The sequence below is a fragment of the Streptomyces sp. NPDC056128 genome, from assembly GCF_042263835.1.
Taxonomy (GTDB): domain Bacteria; phylum Actinomycetota; class Actinomycetes; order Streptomycetales; family Streptomycetaceae; genus Streptomyces.
Genome location: NZ_JBHJVQ010000004.1, coordinates 45,932 through 64,070 on the forward strand (window position 1 = coordinate 45,932; position 18,139 = coordinate 64,070).

13 protein-coding genes are annotated in these 18,139 nt (G+C 70.2%); 7 read left to right on the plus strand and 6 right to left on the minus strand.

The features are described from left to right. Positions 1-159 precede the first annotated feature (159 nt). The 6 genes from ACFC1X_RS11070 (at position 160) to ACFC1X_RS11095 (ending at position 7,466) form a co-directional block, all read left to right on the plus strand. Positions 160-1,959, plus strand: coding sequence for a methylmalonyl-CoA mutase family protein (locus ACFC1X_RS11070; RefSeq protein WP_376351161.1), 1,800 nt, complete (start codon positions 160-162; stop codon positions 1,957-1,959). Further along, entirely contained in the window at positions 1,959-4,136 is a 2,178-nt protein-coding gene (scpA, locus tag ACFC1X_RS11075; RefSeq protein WP_376351163.1) for a methylmalonyl-CoA mutase, read from the plus strand. The genes ACFC1X_RS11070 and scpA overlap by 1 nt, the downstream gene beginning before the upstream one ends. 13 nt (positions 4,137-4,149) lie before the next feature. After that, positions 4,150-5,139 (plus strand): methylmalonyl Co-A mutase-associated GTPase MeaB, encoded by a 990-nt coding sequence (gene meaB / locus ACFC1X_RS11080; protein WP_376351165.1) that lies wholly within the window; start codon positions 4,150-4,152, stop codon positions 5,137-5,139. 118 nt (positions 5,140-5,257) lie between these two features. Further along, on the plus strand, positions 5,258-5,677 hold the full coding sequence (locus ACFC1X_RS11085; RefSeq protein ID WP_376351167.1) for a roadblock/LC7 domain-containing protein: 420 nt from the start codon (positions 5,258-5,260) through the stop codon (positions 5,675-5,677). After that, positions 5,674-6,030 (plus strand): DUF742 domain-containing protein, encoded by a 357-nt coding sequence (locus ACFC1X_RS11090; RefSeq protein WP_376351169.1) that lies wholly within the window; start codon positions 5,674-5,676, stop codon positions 6,028-6,030. The genes ACFC1X_RS11085 and ACFC1X_RS11090 overlap by 4 nt, the downstream gene beginning before the upstream one ends. A 371-nt stretch (positions 6,031-6,401) precedes the next feature. Beyond that, positions 6,402-7,466 (plus strand): magnesium and cobalt transport protein CorA, encoded by a 1,065-nt coding sequence (locus ACFC1X_RS11095; protein ID WP_376351172.1) that lies wholly within the window; start codon positions 6,402-6,404, stop codon positions 7,464-7,466. On the opposite strand, the gene ACFC1X_RS11100 is transcribed toward ACFC1X_RS11095, so the two are convergent. The 5 genes from ACFC1X_RS11100 to ACFC1X_RS11120 form a co-directional block, all read right to left on the minus strand. Continuing rightward, complete coding sequence (locus ACFC1X_RS11100) at positions 7,463-8,224, minus strand: thioesterase II family protein (RefSeq protein WP_376352124.1); 762 nt, start codon at positions 8,222-8,224, stop codon at positions 7,463-7,465. The two genes, ACFC1X_RS11095 and ACFC1X_RS11100, sit on opposite strands and share 4 nt — an antisense overlap. A 109-nt stretch (positions 8,225-8,333) precedes the next feature. Continuing rightward, positions 8,334-8,978 (minus strand): response regulator, encoded by a 645-nt coding sequence (locus tag ACFC1X_RS11105; RefSeq protein ID WP_376351174.1) that lies wholly within the window; start codon positions 8,976-8,978, stop codon positions 8,334-8,336. Continuing rightward, positions 8,942-10,249 carry a sensor histidine kinase gene (locus tag ACFC1X_RS11110; RefSeq protein ID WP_376352127.1) on the minus strand — a complete coding sequence of 436 codons (1,308 nt, stop codon included), beginning with the start codon at positions 10,247-10,249 and terminating at the stop codon, positions 8,942-8,944. The genes ACFC1X_RS11105 and ACFC1X_RS11110 overlap by 37 nt, the downstream gene beginning before the upstream one ends. Positions 10,250-10,314: 65 nt before the next feature. Then, positions 10,315-12,825, minus strand: a complete 2,511-nt coding sequence (locus ACFC1X_RS11115; RefSeq protein ID WP_376351176.1) for an FtsX-like permease family protein — start codon at positions 12,823-12,825, stop codon at positions 10,315-10,317. Then, positions 12,825-13,628, minus strand: a complete 804-nt coding sequence (locus tag ACFC1X_RS11120; RefSeq protein ID WP_376351179.1) for an ABC transporter ATP-binding protein — start codon at positions 13,626-13,628, stop codon at positions 12,825-12,827. Before ACFC1X_RS11120 ends, ACFC1X_RS11115 begins: the two co-directional genes overlap by 1 nt. A 354-nt stretch (positions 13,629-13,982) precedes the next feature. Here ACFC1X_RS11120 and ACFC1X_RS11125 point away from each other — a divergent pair, with 354 nt between their 5' ends. Beyond that, positions 13,983-14,231, plus strand: coding sequence for a hypothetical protein (locus ACFC1X_RS11125; protein WP_376351181.1), 249 nt, complete (start codon positions 13,983-13,985; stop codon positions 14,229-14,231). Between the two features lie 43 nt (positions 14,232-14,274). On the opposite strand, the gene ACFC1X_RS11130 is transcribed toward ACFC1X_RS11125, so the two are convergent. Next, entirely contained in the window at positions 14,275-18,138 is a 3,864-nt protein-coding gene (locus ACFC1X_RS11130) for a type I polyketide synthase (RefSeq protein ID WP_376352130.1), read from the minus strand. Position 18,139 lies beyond the last annotated feature (1 nt).

The window sequence follows — 18,139 nt, forward strand, 5'->3', positions numbered from 1 at the left end:
TCATGACCAGGTGCTTCCATCGAGACGGCCAAGAGCCGGGCCGTGTACACCCCACGGTCCCGCGTTGATCAACTGCTGTTGGGCCGGTGGCAGCACCATGTCCTGATGACGCGGCCGGCCGCACACTCAGCAACGTCCGACGACTTTGGTAAGGCCTCCATGACCGTCCTACCTGACGACGGGCTCTCGCTCGCCGGCGAGTTCCCCAACGCCTCACACGAGCAGTGGCAGGCTCTCGTGGAGAGCGTCCTGCGCAAGTCCGGCAAGGAGGCCTCCGGAAGCGCGGCGGAAGAAGCGCTGTCCACCTCGCTGGAGGACGGGCTCGTCACGCGGCCCCTCTATACGGGCAGCGACACCGCCCCCGACCCCGGCCTGCCGGGCTTCGCGCCGTTCGTACGCGGGGGCAGGGCCGAGGGGAACACCGTCGGCGGCTGGGACGTACGGCAGTGGCATGCGGCGCCGGACGGCGACGCGGTCCTGTCCGACCTGGAGAACGGTGTCACGTCACTGTGGCTGGGCGTCGGCGACCACGGCATTCCGTTGTCCGCGCTCGGCCGGGTCCTGGACGGCGTCTATCTCGACCTGGCCCCCGTCATCCTGGACGCCGGAGCCGACGTGGAGCCCGCCGCGCGGGAACTGCTGCGGCAGTACGAGGACCGGGGCGTCGCCAAGGAGGCGGCGCGCGGCAACCTCGGTGCCGACCCCCTCGGCCACGAGGCCCGTACGGGCACGTCCTCGGCGTTCGCTCCGATCGCCTCACTGGCGCGGCTGTGCACCGAGCAGTATCCGGGGCTGCGTGCGCTGACCGTGGACGCGCTGCCGTACCACGAGGCCGGCGGCTCGGCCGCCCAGGAACTGGGGTCTTCTCTTGCGACGGGCGTCGCCTATCTGCGCGAGCTCACCGAGGCCGGGCTGACGGCCGAAGAGGCCTGTGCACAGCTGGAGTTCCGCTATGCGGCCACCGCCGACCAGTTCCTCACCATCGCCAAGCTACGGGCCGCGCGCCGGCTGTGGGCGCGGGTGACCGAGGCTTGCGGGGCGCCCAGCGCTCAGGTGCAGCACGCCGTCACCTCGCCGGTGATGATGACCGGCCGGGACCCCTGGGTGAACATGCTGCGCACGACACTCGCCACCCTGGCCGCGGGTGTGGGCGGCGCCGACGCGGTGACCGTACTGCCCTTCGACCACGCGCTCGGTCTGCCGGACGCGTTCTCCCGGCGCATCGCCCGCAACACGTCGAGCATTCTCATCGAGGAGTCGCACCTGTCCCGTGTGATCGACCCGGCGGGCGGCTCCTGGTACGTGGAGCGGCTGACGGACGAACTGGCCCATGCCGGCTGGGAGTTCTTCCAGTGGCTGGAGCAGCTCGGCGGGCAGGCGGCCGCTCTGCGCTCGGGACGCCTCGGACAGGACCTCGCCAGCACATGGGAGGCCCGGAGCAACAAGCTCGCCAAGCGCCGCGAACCCATCACCGGCGTCAGCGAGTTCCCGTTCCTGGCCGAGAAGCCGGTCGTCCGCGAGCCCGCACCCACGCCACCCTCGGGAGGTCTGCCGCGGGTGCGGCGGGACGACGCCTTCGAAGCACTGCGGGCTCGTTCCGACGCCCATCTCGCCGCCACCGGCTCCCGGCCCCGGATCTTTCTGGCCGCGCTCGGTCCGGCCGCCGCGCACACCGCGCGGCTCACCTTCGCCTCGAACCTCTTCCAGGCGGGAGGCATCGAGCCCGTCACCGAAGGCGCCTTCGAGGAGAGCGGGGCGCGGGAGGTGTGCCTGTGCTCCAGTGACGCGGTCTACGAGGAGCAGGCCACGACCGTGGCCTCGGAGCTGAGGGCCGCCGGGGCGTCGTACATCTTCCTCGCCGGCCCGCGTGACCAGGCCGGCATCGACGCCTACATCTTCGCGGGCTGTGACACGGTCGCTGTGCTGTCCGCCACCCTCGACCGCATGGGAGTGTCCTGATGTCCATCCCCGACTTCTCCGGGATCGAGCTGGGGAGCCAGGCATCCGCCTGTGGCGCCTCCGAGTGGAGCACCGCCGTCAAGCGGGCTACCGGCGGGGATGAGCCTCTGTGGGAGACGCCGGAGGGCATCGCCGTCAAGCCGCTGTACACCGGGCAAGACCTCGAGGACCTGGACTTCCTGGACACCCGCCCGGGCATCGCGCCGTACCTGCGCGGCCCGTATCCGACGATGTACGTCAACCAGCCCTGGACCATCCGCCAGTACGCCGGCTTCTCGACCGCCGAGGAGTCGAACGCGTTCTACCGCCGCAACCTGGCGGCAGGGCAGAAGGGCCTGTCGGTCGCCTTCGACCTGCCCACCCACCGCGGCTACGACAGCGACCACCCCCGGGTGACGGGTGACGTCGGCATGGCGGGCGTGGCGATCGACTCGATCTACGACATGCGGCAGTTGTTCGACGGCATCCCGCTGGACCGCATGACGGTGTCGATGACGATGAACGGCGCCGTGCTGCCGGTGCTCGCGCTGTACATCGTGGCGGCGGAGGAACAGGGCGTGCCGCCCGAGAAGCTGGCCGGGACCATCCAGAACGACATCCTCAAGGAGTTCATGGTCCGCAACACCTACATCTACCCGCCGAAGCCGTCGATGCGGATCATCTCCGACATCTTCGCGTACACGTCCCAGCGGATGCCCCGCTACAACTCCATCTCCATCTCCGGCTACCACATCCAGGAGGCCGGCGCGACGGCCGACCTGGAGCTGGCCTACACCCTCGCCGACGGGGTGGAGTACATCCGGGCCGGGCGGGAGGCGGGTCTGGACGTGGACGCTTTCGCGCCCCGGCTGTCCTTCTTCTGGGCGATCGGCATGAACTTCTTCATGGAGGTCGCCAAGCTGCGTGCGGCTCGCCTGCTGTGGGCGAAGCTGGTCAAGCAGTTCGACCCGAAGAACTTCAAGTCACTGTCGCTGCGCACGCATTCCCAGACCTCGGGCTGGTCGCTGACCGCGCAGGACGTGTTCAACAACGTCACGCGCACCTGCGTGGAGGCGATGGCCGCCACCCAGGGCCACACCCAGTCGCTGCACACCAACGCCCTCGACGAGGCGCTCGCGCTGCCCACCGACTTCTCCGCGCGCATCGCCCGCAACACCCAGCTGCTGCTCCAGCAGGAGTCCGGCACGACCCGCGTGATCGACCCGTGGGGCGGCAGCGCCTACGTCGAACGTCTGACGTTCGACCTCGCCCGCCGCGCCTGGCAGCACATCCAGGAGGTGGAACAGGCGGGCGGCATGGCCCAGGCGATCGACGCGGGCATCCCCAAGCTGCGGGTCGAGGAGGCGGCGGCCCGCACACAGGCCCGCATCGACTCGGGCCGGCAGCCGGTCATCGGTGTCAACAAGTACCGCGTCGAGACCGACGAGCAGATCGACGTGCTCAAGGTCGACAACTCCTCGGTGCGCTCCCAGCAGATCGCCAAGCTGCGGCGCCTGCGGGAGGAGCGGGACGAGTCGGCCTGCCAGGACGCGCTGGCGGCGCTCACCCGTGCCGCCGGGGGCGAGGGCAACCTGCTGGCGCTCGCGGTCGACGCGGCCCGCGCGAAGGCGACCGTCGGGGAGATCTCGGACGCCCTGGAGAAGGTGTACGGGCGGCACGCGAGCCAGATCCGTACGATCTCCGGTGTGTACCGCAACGAAGCAGGTGAGTCACCCTCCGTGGACCGTACCCGCGACCTAGTGGACCGATTCGCCAAGGCCGAGGGCCGTCGTCCCCGCATCCTGGTCGCCAAGATGGGCCAGGACGGCCACGACCGCGGCCAGAAGGTCATCGCCACCGCCTTCGCCGACCTCGGCTTCGACGTGGACGTCGGCCCGCTGTTCCAGACCCCCGCCGAAGTGGCCCGCCAGGCCGTCGAGGCGGACGCGCACGTCGTCGGCGTCTCCTCGCTGGCCGCCGGGCACCTCACCCTCGTACCGGCACTGCGCGAGCAGCTCGCCGAGGAGGGACGCGAGGACATCATGGTCGTCGTCGGCGGGGTGATCCCGCCCGCGGACGTTCCCACCCTGCTGGAGATGGGGGCGGCGGCCGTCTTCCCGCCCGGGACGGTGATCCCGGACGCCGCCCACGACCTCGTGACCCGGCTCGCCGCCGATCTCGGGCACGACGCTCTGTGAGGCCGCGACCGCGATGGTGATCGATCTGGACACTTACGTCAAGGGAGTGCTCGACGGCAAGCGTGCGATCGTGGCACGGGCCATCACGCTCGTCGAGTCCACCCGGCCACAACACCGCTCACTGGCACAGCGGCTGCTGACCGACCTGTTGCCGCACAGTGGCAGGGCGCGGCGTATCGGGATCAGCGGAGTGCCGGGAGTGGGCAAGTCGACGTTCATCGACGCCTTCGGCACGATGCTCACCGAGCAGGGACACCGGGTCGCGGTCCTGGCGGTCGACCCGTCCTCCAGCCGGACCGGTGGCTCGATCCTCGGGGACAAGACACGCATGGAGCGGCTGGCCGTCGACCCGGCGGCCTTTGTCCGCCCCTCCCCCACGGCCGGCACTCTCGGCGGTGTCGCGAAGGCCACCCGCGAGTCGATCCTCGTGATGGAGGCCGCCGGCTACGACGTCGTGCTCGTCGAAACCGTCGGCGTCGGCCAGTCCGAGACGGCCGTGGCGAACATGGTCGACTCCTTCCTGCTGCTCACCCTGGCCCGCACCGGCGACCAGCTGCAGGGCATCAAGAAGGGCGTCCTGGAGCTGGCCGACGTGATCGCCGTCAACAAGGCGGACGGCCCGCACGAGCGGGACGCCCGCTCCGCGGCACGGGAACTGGCGGGTGCCCTGCGGCTGATGCACGGCAAGGACGCCTTCTGGACTCCGCCGGTGCTCAGTTGCAGCGCACGGGAGTCGGCAGGCCTCGACACCGTATGGGAGAGACTTGAGCAGCATCGCACCCTGCTGGAGTCCACCGGACGACTGGCCGACCGCCGCCGGGACCAGCAGGTCGACTGGACCTGGACCATGGTCCGCGAGGAGCTGCTCGGCCGCCTGCACGCCGCTCCCGAGGTGCGGTCCCGTGCGCCGGCGCTGGAACGCCGGGTCCGTGACGGCGAACTGACCGCGACCCTGGCCGCCGAGCACATCCTCGAAGCCTTCCACAAGCGCCCCGACGCCTGATCAAGCAGCACTCCCCCCACCGCAGTGGCCGGTCATCCGCCCCTGCGCACAACCGAGTTGGAAAGTTTGGAGGCTGGACCGGTGGCCGCCAGCTCGGTTCCACCGTCCCATCACCCCTATGCGCACCACGGACAACAGTCTCATCTGGCTCCTGGAGAGCCTGCTGAAGCGGGCCCCTGGGGCCCAACACGCTCTGGTCCTGTCCAGGGACGGCCTGAAGCTGTGCTGGACCGAGGAGTTATCGCTCGACGAAGCCGATCAGCTGGCAGCCATCTGTTCGGGCATTCAAGCCCTCTCCCAGGGCGCGTCCGTGGAGTTCGGCGACGGCTCGGGGGGTGTCCGGCACTTCATGACCGAGTACCCAGGCGGGCAGCTGTTCATCGTGGGGGCCGGCATCGGGGCGCATCTGGCGGTTCTGGGCCAGGAGAGCGCGGATCCGGGCGTCGTCGGGCACCATATGGCGGAGCTGGTCGAGCAGATAGGTGAGCACCTCCGTGCGGCCCCCCGGAACTCCGTCCCAGGGATTTCCGCGTCGTGATGCGTGGGCCGGTGGACACCGGAACCCCCGACCGGCTGTTCACAGTCCTGGGCGGACGCAGTCATCCGAGCGAGTTCTTCGACGTGGTGACACTCATCGTCAGCGAGTGCCGGCCAACCGCGTGGATGCCGTCGGAACACCGCCGGATTCTGGAGCTGTGCAGGCACCCGACAGCCGTGGTCGAGATCTCGGCGGAGCTTAAGCTGCCGGTCACAGCGGTCCGCATTCTTCTCGGCGACCTGCGCGACGCAGGCCGGATCACCCCGCGCCACCCCCGCGCGCCCCGGGCTGGCGCCTCGCTCCCGGATACCACCCTCCTGGAAAAGGTACTCCATGGCCTCCGGCGCCTTTGAGGAGCTACAGACCAAGGCGCAGTAAATGTTGACACTTTGCGGATGAGTTGTGATGATGGGGACCAGTTCGGATCGTCGTCCGCCGGTCCGGTGTCCCTGGACAGCCACCGGGCCGGCGGATGGGCGTCGACCCGTCTTCCCCGGCGACCTCGGATTCGAGGTACCTCATACCCCGCCCCGGCCGCACCTGTCCGAGGTGCCCTGCCTCGCGGCCGGGGCGGTCCCACCCGGGTCCGGTGACGCACCGGCGTCCATGGCTCGGCCCGTGCGCGCGTCGGACTGCCACGGTCGGCGCCGATCGGCATAATCGGCGGTCGGCGGCTTGCGCGACAAGGTGCGGTCCGCCGGGACGGCCGCCCAGAAGGAGGGCAATGACACTCGTTGACAACGGCATTTACGTCGACGGCGTCCGGGTGGCGAGCCCGCCCACTCTCCACCGCACCTACCAGGCACTCGAACAGTCCGACGGCATGGCCTGGATCGGGCTGTACCTCCCCAGCACCGCGGAGCTCGCCTCCGTGGCGGAGGAATTCGATCTGCACCCCCTCGCGGTGGAGGACGCGCAGAAGGGCCATCAGCGGGCCAAGCTCGAACGCTACGGTGACACTCTCTTCGTCGTGCTCCGCCCGGCGTGGTACGACGACGAGAGAGAGCAGGTCGAGTTCGGCGAGATCCATGTCTTCACCGGGAGCGGATTCGCCGTGACCGTCCGGCACGCCCAGCGCCCCGACCTCGCGGTGGTCAGACAACGGCTGGAGGCGGAGCCGGAGTTCCTGGCCATGGGTCCGGAGGCCGTGCTCACCTCGATCTTCGACGACGTCGTCGATGGATACGCTCCCGTCGTGGCCGGACTCGAGGAGGATGTCGACGAGGTCGAGGCACAGCTGTTCACCGGAGACGTCGACCCCAACCTCTCCAAACGCATCTACCAGCTGCTGTCCCAGGTGATCGGTTTCCAGCACGCCCTCAACCCCCTCGGCGCCATGCTCAACGCCCTGCTCCGCGGGACGACGAAGTACGGCACCCGGGGCGAGGTGGAGAACCAGTTGCGCAACGTGCTCGACCACACGATTCGTGTGACCGAACGCGTCGCGACGATGCGGACCATGCTGGACAGCGCCCTCACCGTGCACGCCACACTCGTCTCCCTGGAGCAGAACGAGGCGATGCGCCGCATGTCCAGCGCGAGCCTCGCTCAGGGCGAGGAGAGCCGCCGGCTCGCCTACGAGACCATGGAGCAGGGCGAGGAGGTCAAGAAGATCTCCTCGTGGGCCGCCATCCTCTTCACACCGACACTGGTGGCGTCCACGTACGGCATGAACTTCGACCACATGCCCGAGTTGCACTGGACCTTCGGATACCCCTTCGCGGTCGCGCTCATGGTCGGCCTCGGGGTATGTCTCTGGGGCATTTTCAAGCACAAGCGCTGGCTCTAGGCCTCCGCCCCGGAGGCTGCGTCGCGGACCAGGCGGAGTATCTCCGGCTGGTGCTCCGTCAGGTAGAAGTGCCCTCCGCCGAAGACACGGAACTCGAAGCCGCCCTCGGTGTGCTCGGACCAGGCACGCGCCTCTTCGAGACGCACCTTGGGGTCACTCTCGCCCACGAGACTCCACACGGGACAGCGAAGCCTGGGACCGGGCTCGTAGACGTAGGTCTCGACCGCGCGGTAGTCGGCACGGATGGCCGGCAGGGCCATCCGGATCAGCTCCTCGTCGTCGAGGATGGCGGAGTCCGTGCCGCTCAACTGCCGTATCTCGGCGATGACCCCGTCGTCGTCACGGAGATGGACGGTCTCCGCCCGCTGCGTGGCGGGAGCGCGGCGCGCCGAGGCGAACAGGGCGCGGGGCACGACATCGTGATCGCGTTCCAGCCGCCGTGCGATCTCGAAACCCAGGGTCGCGCCCATGCTGTGCCCGAAGAGGACCAGCGGACGGTCCGTCCAGGACAGGAGTACGGAGGTCACCTCGTCGGCGAGTTCTCCGATGGTCTCTGCGCAGGGCTCCGCGCGCCGGTCCTGACGCCCCGGGTACTGCACGGCCAGGACGTCCATGTCCTCGGGCAGCCCCCCGGACAGCTGCCGGTAGAAGCTCGCGGAGCCGCCCGCGTGTGGCAGGCACACCACCCTGACGGCGGCGTCCGGACGGGGGTGGTACCGGCGGATCCACAGGCGGTCCCGTTCGGCGAGCATGGTCATGGGGCGGGTGTTCCCTTCGTAGAGGCGGCTGTGCATGCCTGAGAAGTCTCACCGGGCCCCCGCCCCGTGGGACACCCCTACCACCCCCATCAGCGCACAGGGCACCCGCTCAGGCGTTGAGATAGGCGAGCACTGCCAGGACCCGGCGGTTGCTGTCGCTGGACGGGGGCAGCATCAGCTTGGTGAAGATGCCTGAGATGTGCTTCGCCGCCGCTCCCTCGGTGACGGTGAGGCGTTGTGCGATGGCGGTGTTGGAGCACCCCTCGGCCATGAGCTCCAGCACCTCGCGCTCACGGGCGCTGAGCGCCGCGAGCGGCTGGTCCCGGGCGTTGGAAGTCATCAGCTGGGCGACCACGGCGGGGTCCATCGCCGTACCGCCGGCCGCGACCCGGCGTACGGCCTCGATGAACTGGACGTCGTCGAGGACGCTGTCCTTGAGGAGATAGCCGATCCCGCCGGTGCCGTCCGCGAGCAGTTCGCGGGCGTACATCTGCTCGACGTGCTGGGAGAGGACGAGGATGGGCAGCCCGGGCCGGTCGCGGCGAGCGCGCAGGGCCGCCTCCAGACCCTCGGTGGTGAACGTGGGCGGCAAGCGCACGTCCACCACGGCCAGGTCGGGGCTGTGCAGGGTGATGGCGTCCCTCAGATCCGCTCCGTTGTCCACGGCGGCGACCACCTGGCAGTCGTACGCCTCCAGCAGTTGGATGATTCCCTGCCTCAGGAGGAAGAGGTCTTCGGCGAGGACAACGCGCACGGCAACTCCATCTTGATCACGGTGGGACCGCCCGGGGGACTGTTGATCTCCAGGGTCCCGTCGAAGGATGCCAGCCGGCGACGGATGCCTGCCAGGCCGGTCCCGGCCGAAATGCCGGCACCTCCGTGGCCGTCGTCGGTGACACGCCCGTGCAGGATGCCGTCGGTGTACCAGGCGACCACTTCGATCCGGCCGGCCTCGGCGTGCTTCAGCGCGTTGGCGAGCAGTTCCGACACCGAGAAGTAGAAGGAGCTCTCCACCGGATCGGGCAAGGGGCCGTGCAGGTCCGCGACCACCGTGACGGGCAGCGGGGAGGCCAGCCCGAGCGCGCGCAGGGCGTCGGCGAGACCGCGCTCCGCGAGCACGGGCGGGTGAATGCCGCGGACCAGGTCGCGTAGTTCACGCAGCGCCTGCACCGAGGAGTCGCGGGCCTCCTTCAGCAGTCGCCTCGCCTCGGCGGTGTCCAGGTCCAGCTGCCGCTCCACCGCACCGAGCTGGAGCCCGAGACCGATCAGCCTCGCCTGTGCGCCGTCGTGCAGGTCACGTTCGATACGGCGCAGTTCCGCGGCCTGGATGTCCAGCACCCCGGACCGGGTCTCCGCCAGGTGCCGCACACGGTAGGCGAGGCGGGTGCGTTCGGTGGGCCCCAGCAGGAGGTGGGCGAAGAGGGCGTGAGCGCGCAGCGCCCAGGGCGTGAGGTACAGCCAAGCCACGAAGACCGCCCCGGCGGCGAGGGTGACCGGGAGGGCGTCGGCCCAGCTGTCGACCTCGATCAGCAGATACCACCGGCCCTCACCGTCGGCGGCGAACCGCTGCCACAGTCCGCCGGCCAGGGCGAGGCCCTCACCCACGTAGTACAGCATCGCGCAGGGAATGAAGCCGAGTACGGTGCCCACGACGCTGTTCAGGAGCAGCCACAGCAGGTCCCGCCAGGTCGCGGGATCCGCCAGGATCCACTTGCAGCGACGCATCCACCCGACGATGTCGTGTTCGATCTCCTCCGGTTCGGGCAGGTAGGGCCGTTCCATCGGGACTCCGCAGCGGCCCGCGGCGCGGCGGTTGAGGTCGCAGACCCACCGCACCGCGGTGGTCAGGTACGGCAGGGTGAGGAAGCCGATCCCGATGACGCAGAGAATGACGAAGTACGCGGTGGTGACGAGCAGGGCGACCGACGCCAGGGCCGCCGAAGCGATCAGTGCCCCGATCAGTGTCTGGCCGGCAGCGTGGCGCAGTCGGTCCCGTACAGGCCGCCGTCCCTGGGTGAAGGCCAGGAGCAGGGTGGAGAGAGGGCCGCCCTCGGCGGGGGATGTCGAGGGCGGCCCGGCACTGATGTGACTCACGCGGCCTTCACCGTCTCGATGGCGGGGGTACGCATGCCCCGCATGGCGGGCAGCAGGGTGGCCCCGAAGACCAGGATCAGGGAACCGCCGACAATGGCGAGGTAGGTGCCGATGGAGCCGGAGGGGAGGTAGGAGTCGGCCTTGACCATGCTGTAGGGCACGATGGTGGTCGCCGAGGCGATCGTGCCGAGGACGATGGCGATGACCGCGATGAGCACGCCCTCGACGGTCAGCATGTCGAGTACTTGGCGTTGTGTGGCGCCGGTGAGCTGCTGAAGGCCGAACTCGGCGCGCCGTTTGCGGGTGACGGCGACGAGTGTGTTGACGACGGTGATGGCGGCGTAGCCGACGATCATCGCGACGATGGTGTAGTTGGCCGCGACCAGGATCTGCTGGATCTGGTTGTTCCGGCCGGCCAGTGAGGACGCGTCGTCCAGCTCGGTGCCGGGCAGTGTCCGGGTCAGCGAGGCCAGCTCGGTCTGGGCTCGCTCCGAGGCACCCGGATCCGCACGCACCAGGATCTGGTCCGCGAGCCCGTCGCCGGTGTGCGGGGCGAGGGTCTCCGAAGGCAGAGTCAGGTACGGCTGCTTGGGGTTGTCGGCATAGAGAGCCACGACTGTGGGGCGTACCGCGGTGCCGTCGCCGAGGTGCATCGGCAGCCGGTCGCCGACGCTCACGCCGTACTCCTCCGCCTGTTTGTCGGAGAGTGCGACGGTGTCGTCGCGCAGGTCGTCCAGCGAACCCGCCACAGGGCGCAGGTCGAGGATCTGCCGCACTCCGTCGGCGGACACACCCCGGAGGTCGGCATCGACCCGCCCGTCCGGGGCGTCGACGAAGCCGCGGCTGGTGACGAACTCGGAGGCCGCGCGCACCCCGGGCGTCTCGCGCACCCTGTCGACCACGCCGGGAGCGAATCCGCCGGTGGAGGAGTCGAGGACGTGGTCGGCCAGGACGTTCTGGTCGTACGAGCTCCTGGACACCTCGTTCTCGGTCGACTGCATGTACAGGGTGCCCGTGGCGATGCCGACGAGCAGCAGGATGGGGGCGACGGCACCCGCCATACGGACGCCGGCCGTGCTCGCGTTGCGCAGGGCCAGTTGTCCGGAGATGCCCGAGAAGGCGCGCACCAGCGGTCGCAGCAGGGCGACCATCACCTTGGTGATGCCGGGGGCGAGCAGCGCCAGGCCGATGCAGAACAGGACCGAGGCGGGTCCCGCGGTGCTGGCGAGGGTGGGGCCGTCCTCCATCACCGTGGCGGTGGCGATGGCGAGGCCGATGCCGTTGGCGAGGAAGAACAACGCGACCAGCAGACGGGTGCGGCTGAACCACTGGGTGGCCACGGCGCCTTCGGCCAGGGCGGCGACCGGCTCGGTGCGGGCCGCACGGCGGCCGGCGAACCGGGTGGCACCGGCCGCGGCGAGTACCGTGACGACAGCGCCGACGGCCATCGGGATCCAGCCCGCGTGGTACTCGATCTCCGACGACACGACTCCGCTCGACGTGAGCACGGCGAACAGCAGCCGGCCCAGGAGATAGCCCGGCCAGAGGGCCAGCAGCACCGAGGCCACGGACAGGACCGCCGTCTCGCTCAGGATCATGCGGCTCAGCTGGCGGGGGGTGGAGCCCACCGCGCGCAGCAGGGCCATCTCGCGGGCACGCTGCTGGAGTGAGAGCCCGAGGGTGGAGGCGACGCCGAACATCACGATCAGCACGACGGAGGAGCCGAAGATGGCCGCGAGGATGACGACGGTGCGCTGGCTGGCGAGGGTGCCCGGCAGTTCTGCCAGGCCCCGCTGCTCGCCGGTGAGCACCTCGGCCCGATCTCCGACGGCGGACCGGACCGCGTCGGCGACCGCGGCGGTGCCGGCTCCGCTCTGCGGGAGGACGCCGATGGAGTCGATCTGCCCGCCGGCCAGGCTTCGGGCCGTGTCGTCGCTGAAGAACACCGCCGCGTCGGGGTTGCGGTCGCCGTCTTGTTCGGCGACGCCGCTGACGGTGAAGCGCTCGGTGGCGCCGCGTACGACGATGTCGACCGACGATCCGGCGCGGACGCCCGCGCGGTCGGCGAGTCCCGCGTCGAGGACGACCTCGCCGCCGGCGGCGGGGGATCCACCGGCGGCGAGGGTATAGGGGGTGAGCCGGGCGCTGGCCCAGCCCTGCCCGAGGGAGGCGTCCTCGTCGGTCAGCGGCTTGCCGTCCTTGAGGACGGTGGCGGGGAAGGACACGTCCGCGACCGCTTCGCGGACGCCTTCGGTCCGGGCGACCTCTCCGAGGAGGTCCGGATCGATGCGGTGGCGCTCGGAGAGCGCGGCGCCGTCGTAGGACTGTTCACCGGTGACCACGATGGGCGCGCCGTCGAGGCGCTGCGGCTCCGCCGCCATCCGGACGCCGGTCTCCATCAGACCGCCGCAGCCGATGACGATCGCGGCGCCGAGGAACATGGCGAGGAAGGTCGCGACGAAGCTGGCGCGCCGGAACTTCAGGGTGCGCAGGGCGAGGCGCCACATCAGTGCAGTCCTCCGGTGGTCACCGGCGTCGTCTGCCGCGTCGTCTCGTCGTCCCAGGCGCCGAGCCGGGTCATTCGCGCGGCGACCGCGTCGGCCGTCGGACGGTAGAGCTCGCCCGCGAAGCTGCCGTCGGCGAGGAAGACCACCCGGTCCGCGTAGGAGGCGGCCACCGGGTCGTGGGTGACCATGACCAGGGTCTGACCGGCGGTGTCGACGGATTCGCGCAGGAGGCCGAGTACGGAGGCCGCGGTCCGGGTGTCGAGGGCGCCGGTGGGCTCGTCGGCGAAGACCACGGCCGGGCGGGTGACCAGGGCACGCGCGATGGCGACGCGCTGCTGCTGACCGCCGGACAGCTCGGAGGGGAGATGGCCGAGGCGGTCACCGAGGCCGACACGGTGCACCACCTTGCGGATGAGGTCCTTGTCGGGGCGCTGGCCGGCGAGTTGCAGCGGGAGCGTGATGTTCTGTCGCACCGTCAGGGCAGGCAGCAGGTTGAACGACTGGAAGATGAAGCCGATCCGGTCGCGGCGCAGTTCGGTCAGCTGGGTGTCGTCCAGGCCGGCGAGATCGGTGCCGCCCACGGTGACCGTGCCCGAGGTGGGCCGGACGAGCCCCGCGGCGCAGTGCAGGAAGGTGCTCTTGCCGGAGCCGGACGGGCCCATCACCGCGGTGAAGGTGGCGCCGGCGAAGCTCATGGAGAAATCCCGGAGCGCGATCACACTGCTGTCCGCGCCTCCGTAGGTCTTCGACACGGCATCCAGCCGTACCGCCTCCGTCGTCCGAAGGTCGTGTGATGTTTGCACTGGGGCTCCCCTATGAGGTGTCGCGTTCCCACGCGGTTTCTATGGATCAGATTAGGACGGTCGGCCAACGCCGCGCACTGGCCTTAACTCGCCGATTGAAGGTAGAGGTTTCTCTACCTTCACGGAGCCGGCGGGTCGAGAAAACTGCCGTAGGGCGGGGGGACTTGGCACCACCCCGCCCGGATCTTTCACCCCCTCGAAAGGTGGGGTCACGGCCAGTGTCCCTGAGTCGGGAACCAGGTAACGTCGAGGCGTACACCGGAATGACGAGCGATGGGATTCTCAGTGTCCAGGACAGTCGACGTTCTCACGGACGAGGGGCAGTGCCCTATGGCACGGACGGGACGGGAAGACATGGGGCATGACCTGGGGCTGATCGCGAGCGTCCAGCCCGACGGTTACCTGCAGTTGTTCTCACCAAGGACCGGAAAGCACCACCGGTGCGGCCCGCGTGGCACGACGATGTGGCTTGCCCTGCAGCGCAGTAATTGGCACACGGAGTCGGCGGCCGAGGAAATCGCGGTTCGACTGGATGTCGATCCCGACATCATTCGCTGTGACATTGAGGCCTGGATGTCGCATTTCCGTGAGGCGAGCTGGTGAAGAGAACGCGGGGCGGTTCGGACAAGCCCCGCGCCTCTTTTCCTCAATCCGTCTCGTTTGCGGTGAGCCAGGCCTCGACGGCCTGGGCGGTCGTGGCCGCGCGATCCTCCAGAATCGTGAAGTGGGTACCGGGTACCTCGGCGATTTCGTGGGTGCCCTGCCAGCTCGCCCGCCAGTCGACGAGGCCCGGCGCGAACGGGTCTTCGGGCCGGATGAAGAGCACCGGGGCGGTCAGGCCGCCCGGCAGGCAGTGCTGGATCAGCTCGCTGTAGCGGCTCATCGCGGCCAGACGCGCGGTGCCGAATCCTCCCACGGACGACTCACGGTCCAGCATGCCGTTGAACATCTCGCGCCGGAGCTCCTCGGTGCCCTGTTCGGTCAGCAGGTAGGTGTCCAGCAGGATGACGCCGGAAGCGGGTTCCCCGGCTTTCTCCATCACCTCGGCCACCGCGTGGGCGAACTGTCCGCCGGAGGAGTACCCCAGGAGGACGTACGGTTGCCCGTCCCCGCGGGCGCGACGGATGCCTTCGGCCACGACCTCCACGACCGCGTCCACGGAGCTGGGCAGCGGTTCGCCCGGAACGAAGCCGGGCACGTCCGGCACCAGGACGTCGCGGCGCCCGTGGAAGTGCCGGGCGAAGCGGGCGTACTGGTGGGCGCCGCCCAGAGCCATCGGTGAGGGCAGGCAGAAGAGCCGCGGTCCCGCGGTCCCGGAGGACAGCCGGACGGGGTCCCGGACCTGACCGAACTCGGCCACCGAGGAGAAGGCCGGGAGGATGTCGGCGGCGCTGTGCAGCAGGGTGATGGCTCGCTCCCACACCCCGTCGGCGGCCGCTCGCCGTACCAGGCCGCCGACGGACTCGATGTCGTCTTCGGCAGCGGGCCGCGCGTCACCGCGCTCGTCGAAGGTCTCGCGCAGGTGGGCGGCGAGCGCGGCGGGCGTGCGGTGGTCGAAGACGGCGCCGGCGGGGATGATGAGGCCCAGGGTGTCGCCGAGGGCACTGCGCAGTTCGGAGGCGGACACCGAGTCCATGCCGACCTCCAGGAAGGGGGCCTCGGCCTCGACGGCCTCCGGCCCGTCGTGTCCGAGGATCGCCGCGGCTCGGGCGCGGATGAGGTCGGTGAGCAGGGCCTCCCGTCGCTCGGGAGTGGCCGCTGTCAGCCGTTGCCGCAGGGACTCCGTCCGCTCGCTTTCGGGGGGCTCGGTGGTCCGGTGGCCGGCGGTCGGATCCGCGGTGATGGGGACGTCGGTGTTCAGCCAGTAGCGCTCGTGCCGGAACGCGTACGTGGGGAGTTCGGCTCGGAGCGTACCGGGGAAGAGGGCCGGCCAGTCCAGCGGCAGGCCGTCGGTGTGCAGCCGGCCGAGGCCGGACAGGAGGGCCGTCGGCTCAGTGACGTGGCGTCGGCCGAGGGCGACGAAGACGGCCCCGCTCTCGCCGGCGATGTCCCGGGCGAGCGCGGTCAGGACGGCATCGGGACCGATCTCGACGTAGCGGGTGGTACCGGATGCGGCGAGGGAGGCCACCGCGTCGGCGAAGCGCACCGTCTGGCGGACGTGCCGTACCCAATACCCCGGGTCCCTCAACTGCTCCCCGGTGGCGGGGCGTCCCGAGAGCGCGGACACCAGGTCGATGCTCGGTTCGTGATAGGTGAGCCGCTCGGCGACGGCCCGGAAGTCGTCGAGCATGTCGTCCATCAGGAAGGAGTGGAACGCGTGCGAGACGCGGAGCCGCTTGGTCTTCGCGAAGTTCGCCGCGGCGGCCAGGACCGCCTCCCGGTCTCCGGACAGCACCACCGCCTCCGGTCCGTTGACCGCGGCCAGTTCGACCCGGTCGTTCAGCAGAGGCTGCGCCTCGGTCTCGCTCGCCTGTACGGCGACCATGGCGCCGCCCCCGGGCAGCGCCTGCATGAGCCGGCCGCGGGCGGCGACGAGGGCGCACGCGTCGGGGAGGTCCAGGACGCCCGCGACATGGGCTGCGGCGATCTCCCCGACGGAATGCCCCGCCAGTACGTCGGGACGGACGCCGAACGAGCTCAGCAGCCGGAACAGGGCCACCTCGTAGGCGAACAGGGCGGTCTGCGCGTACTCGGTCCGGTGGACGGCCTCCTCGTCGTCTCCGGCGAGGACACCCAGGAGGTCCATTTTCATGTGGGCGGCGATCTCGTCGAACGCCTCGGCGAACACCGGGTAGTGGGCGCGTAGTTCGAGGCCCATGCCCAGGCGCTGCGCGCCCTGACCCGTGAACAGGAACGCCGTGCGTCCACCGGTGCGGGCCCGGCCGGTCAGCACCGTGACGGAAGGAGCACCCTCGGTGAGGGCGCTCAGGCCCGCCAGGAGCTGTCGCCGGTCGCTCCCGACGACGGCCGCCCGATGCGGGAGCGCCGCGCGTCGTGTGCCCAGGGCTCGGGCCACGGCGGGCAGCGGCAGCTCGGGGCGGTCCACGAGGAACGTCCGCAGCCGCTCGGCCTGCGCCGCGAGGGCGGTCGCGGAACGGGCGGACAGGGGCAGGATCACACCGGCCGCATCGGGTTCGGGCTCGGTGGGGGTGTCGATGTCGTCGGCCGGTGCCTCCTCCAGAATCACATGCGCGTTCGTCCCACTGATCCCGAACGACGACACCCCCGCCCGACGCACCCGGCCACCCCGCACCCACGAACGCCCCTCCGACAACAACTCCACCCGCCCCACACCCCAATCCACCTGCCGCGACCCCACCCCCACATGCAACGTCCGCGGCAACCACCCCTCCCCCAACGCCAACACCATCTTCATCACACCCGCCACACCCGCAGCCGCCTGCGTATGCCCCACATTCGACTTCACCGACCCCAACCACAACGGCACCCCACGCCCCTGCCCATACACCCCCAACAACGCCTGCGCCTCAATCGGATCACCCAACGCCGTCCCCGTACCATGCCCCTCCACCACATCCACCTCAGACGCCAACACCCCCGCAGCCGCCAACGCCTGACCGATCACCCGCCGCTGCGACGGACCATTCGGCGCCGTCAGCCCATTCGACGCACCATCCTGATTCACCGCCGAACCCCGCACCACCGCCAACACCCGATGCCCCAACCGACGCGCATCCGACAACCGCTCCAACACCAGCACCCCGAGTCCTTCGGAGAACCCGGTGCCGTCGGCGTCGTCGGAATAGGACCGGCAGCGGCCGTCCGGGGAGAGCGCTCCCTGCCGGCTGAACTCGACGAAGGTTCCGGGCGAGGCCATCACGGACACTCCGCCGGCCAGGGCGAGCGTGCACTCGCCCTGACGCAGGGCGTGCGCGGCGAGGTGCAGGGCCACCAGGGACGACGAGCACGCCGTGTCGATGGTGAGCGCCGGTCCCTCCAGACCGAGGGTGTAGGCGACCCGGCCCGAGACCACACTGCCGGAGCCGAAGCTGCCGAAATAGTCGTGGTACATCACGCCGGCGTAGACGCCGGTGCGGCTGCCGCGCAGCGACAGCGGGTCGATGCCCGCGTTCTCCAGCGCCTCCCACGAACCCTCGAGGAGGAGCCGCTGCTGCGGGTCCATGACCAGCGCTTCATGAGGACTGATGCCGAAGAACGAGGCGTCGAAGTCACCCGCGTCGTAGAGGAAGCCGCCTTCACGGGTGTAGGAACGCCCGGGTACGCCCGGTTGCGCGTCGTACAGGTCGGGGTCCCACCCGCGGTCGTCGGGGAAGACGCCGATGCCTTCGCGTTCGTCGGTGAGCAGGCGCCACAGGTCCTCGGGCGAGCGGACCCCGCCCGGGTAGCGGCACGCCATGCCGACGATCGCGATCGGTTCCCGGGCGGCGGCGGTGAGCGCTCCGTTGCGTTCGCGCAGCCGCTCGATCTCCTTCATCGAGGCGCGCAGCGCCTCGACGATCCTGGTGTCCGGCTTCTCGGACTCGGCCATC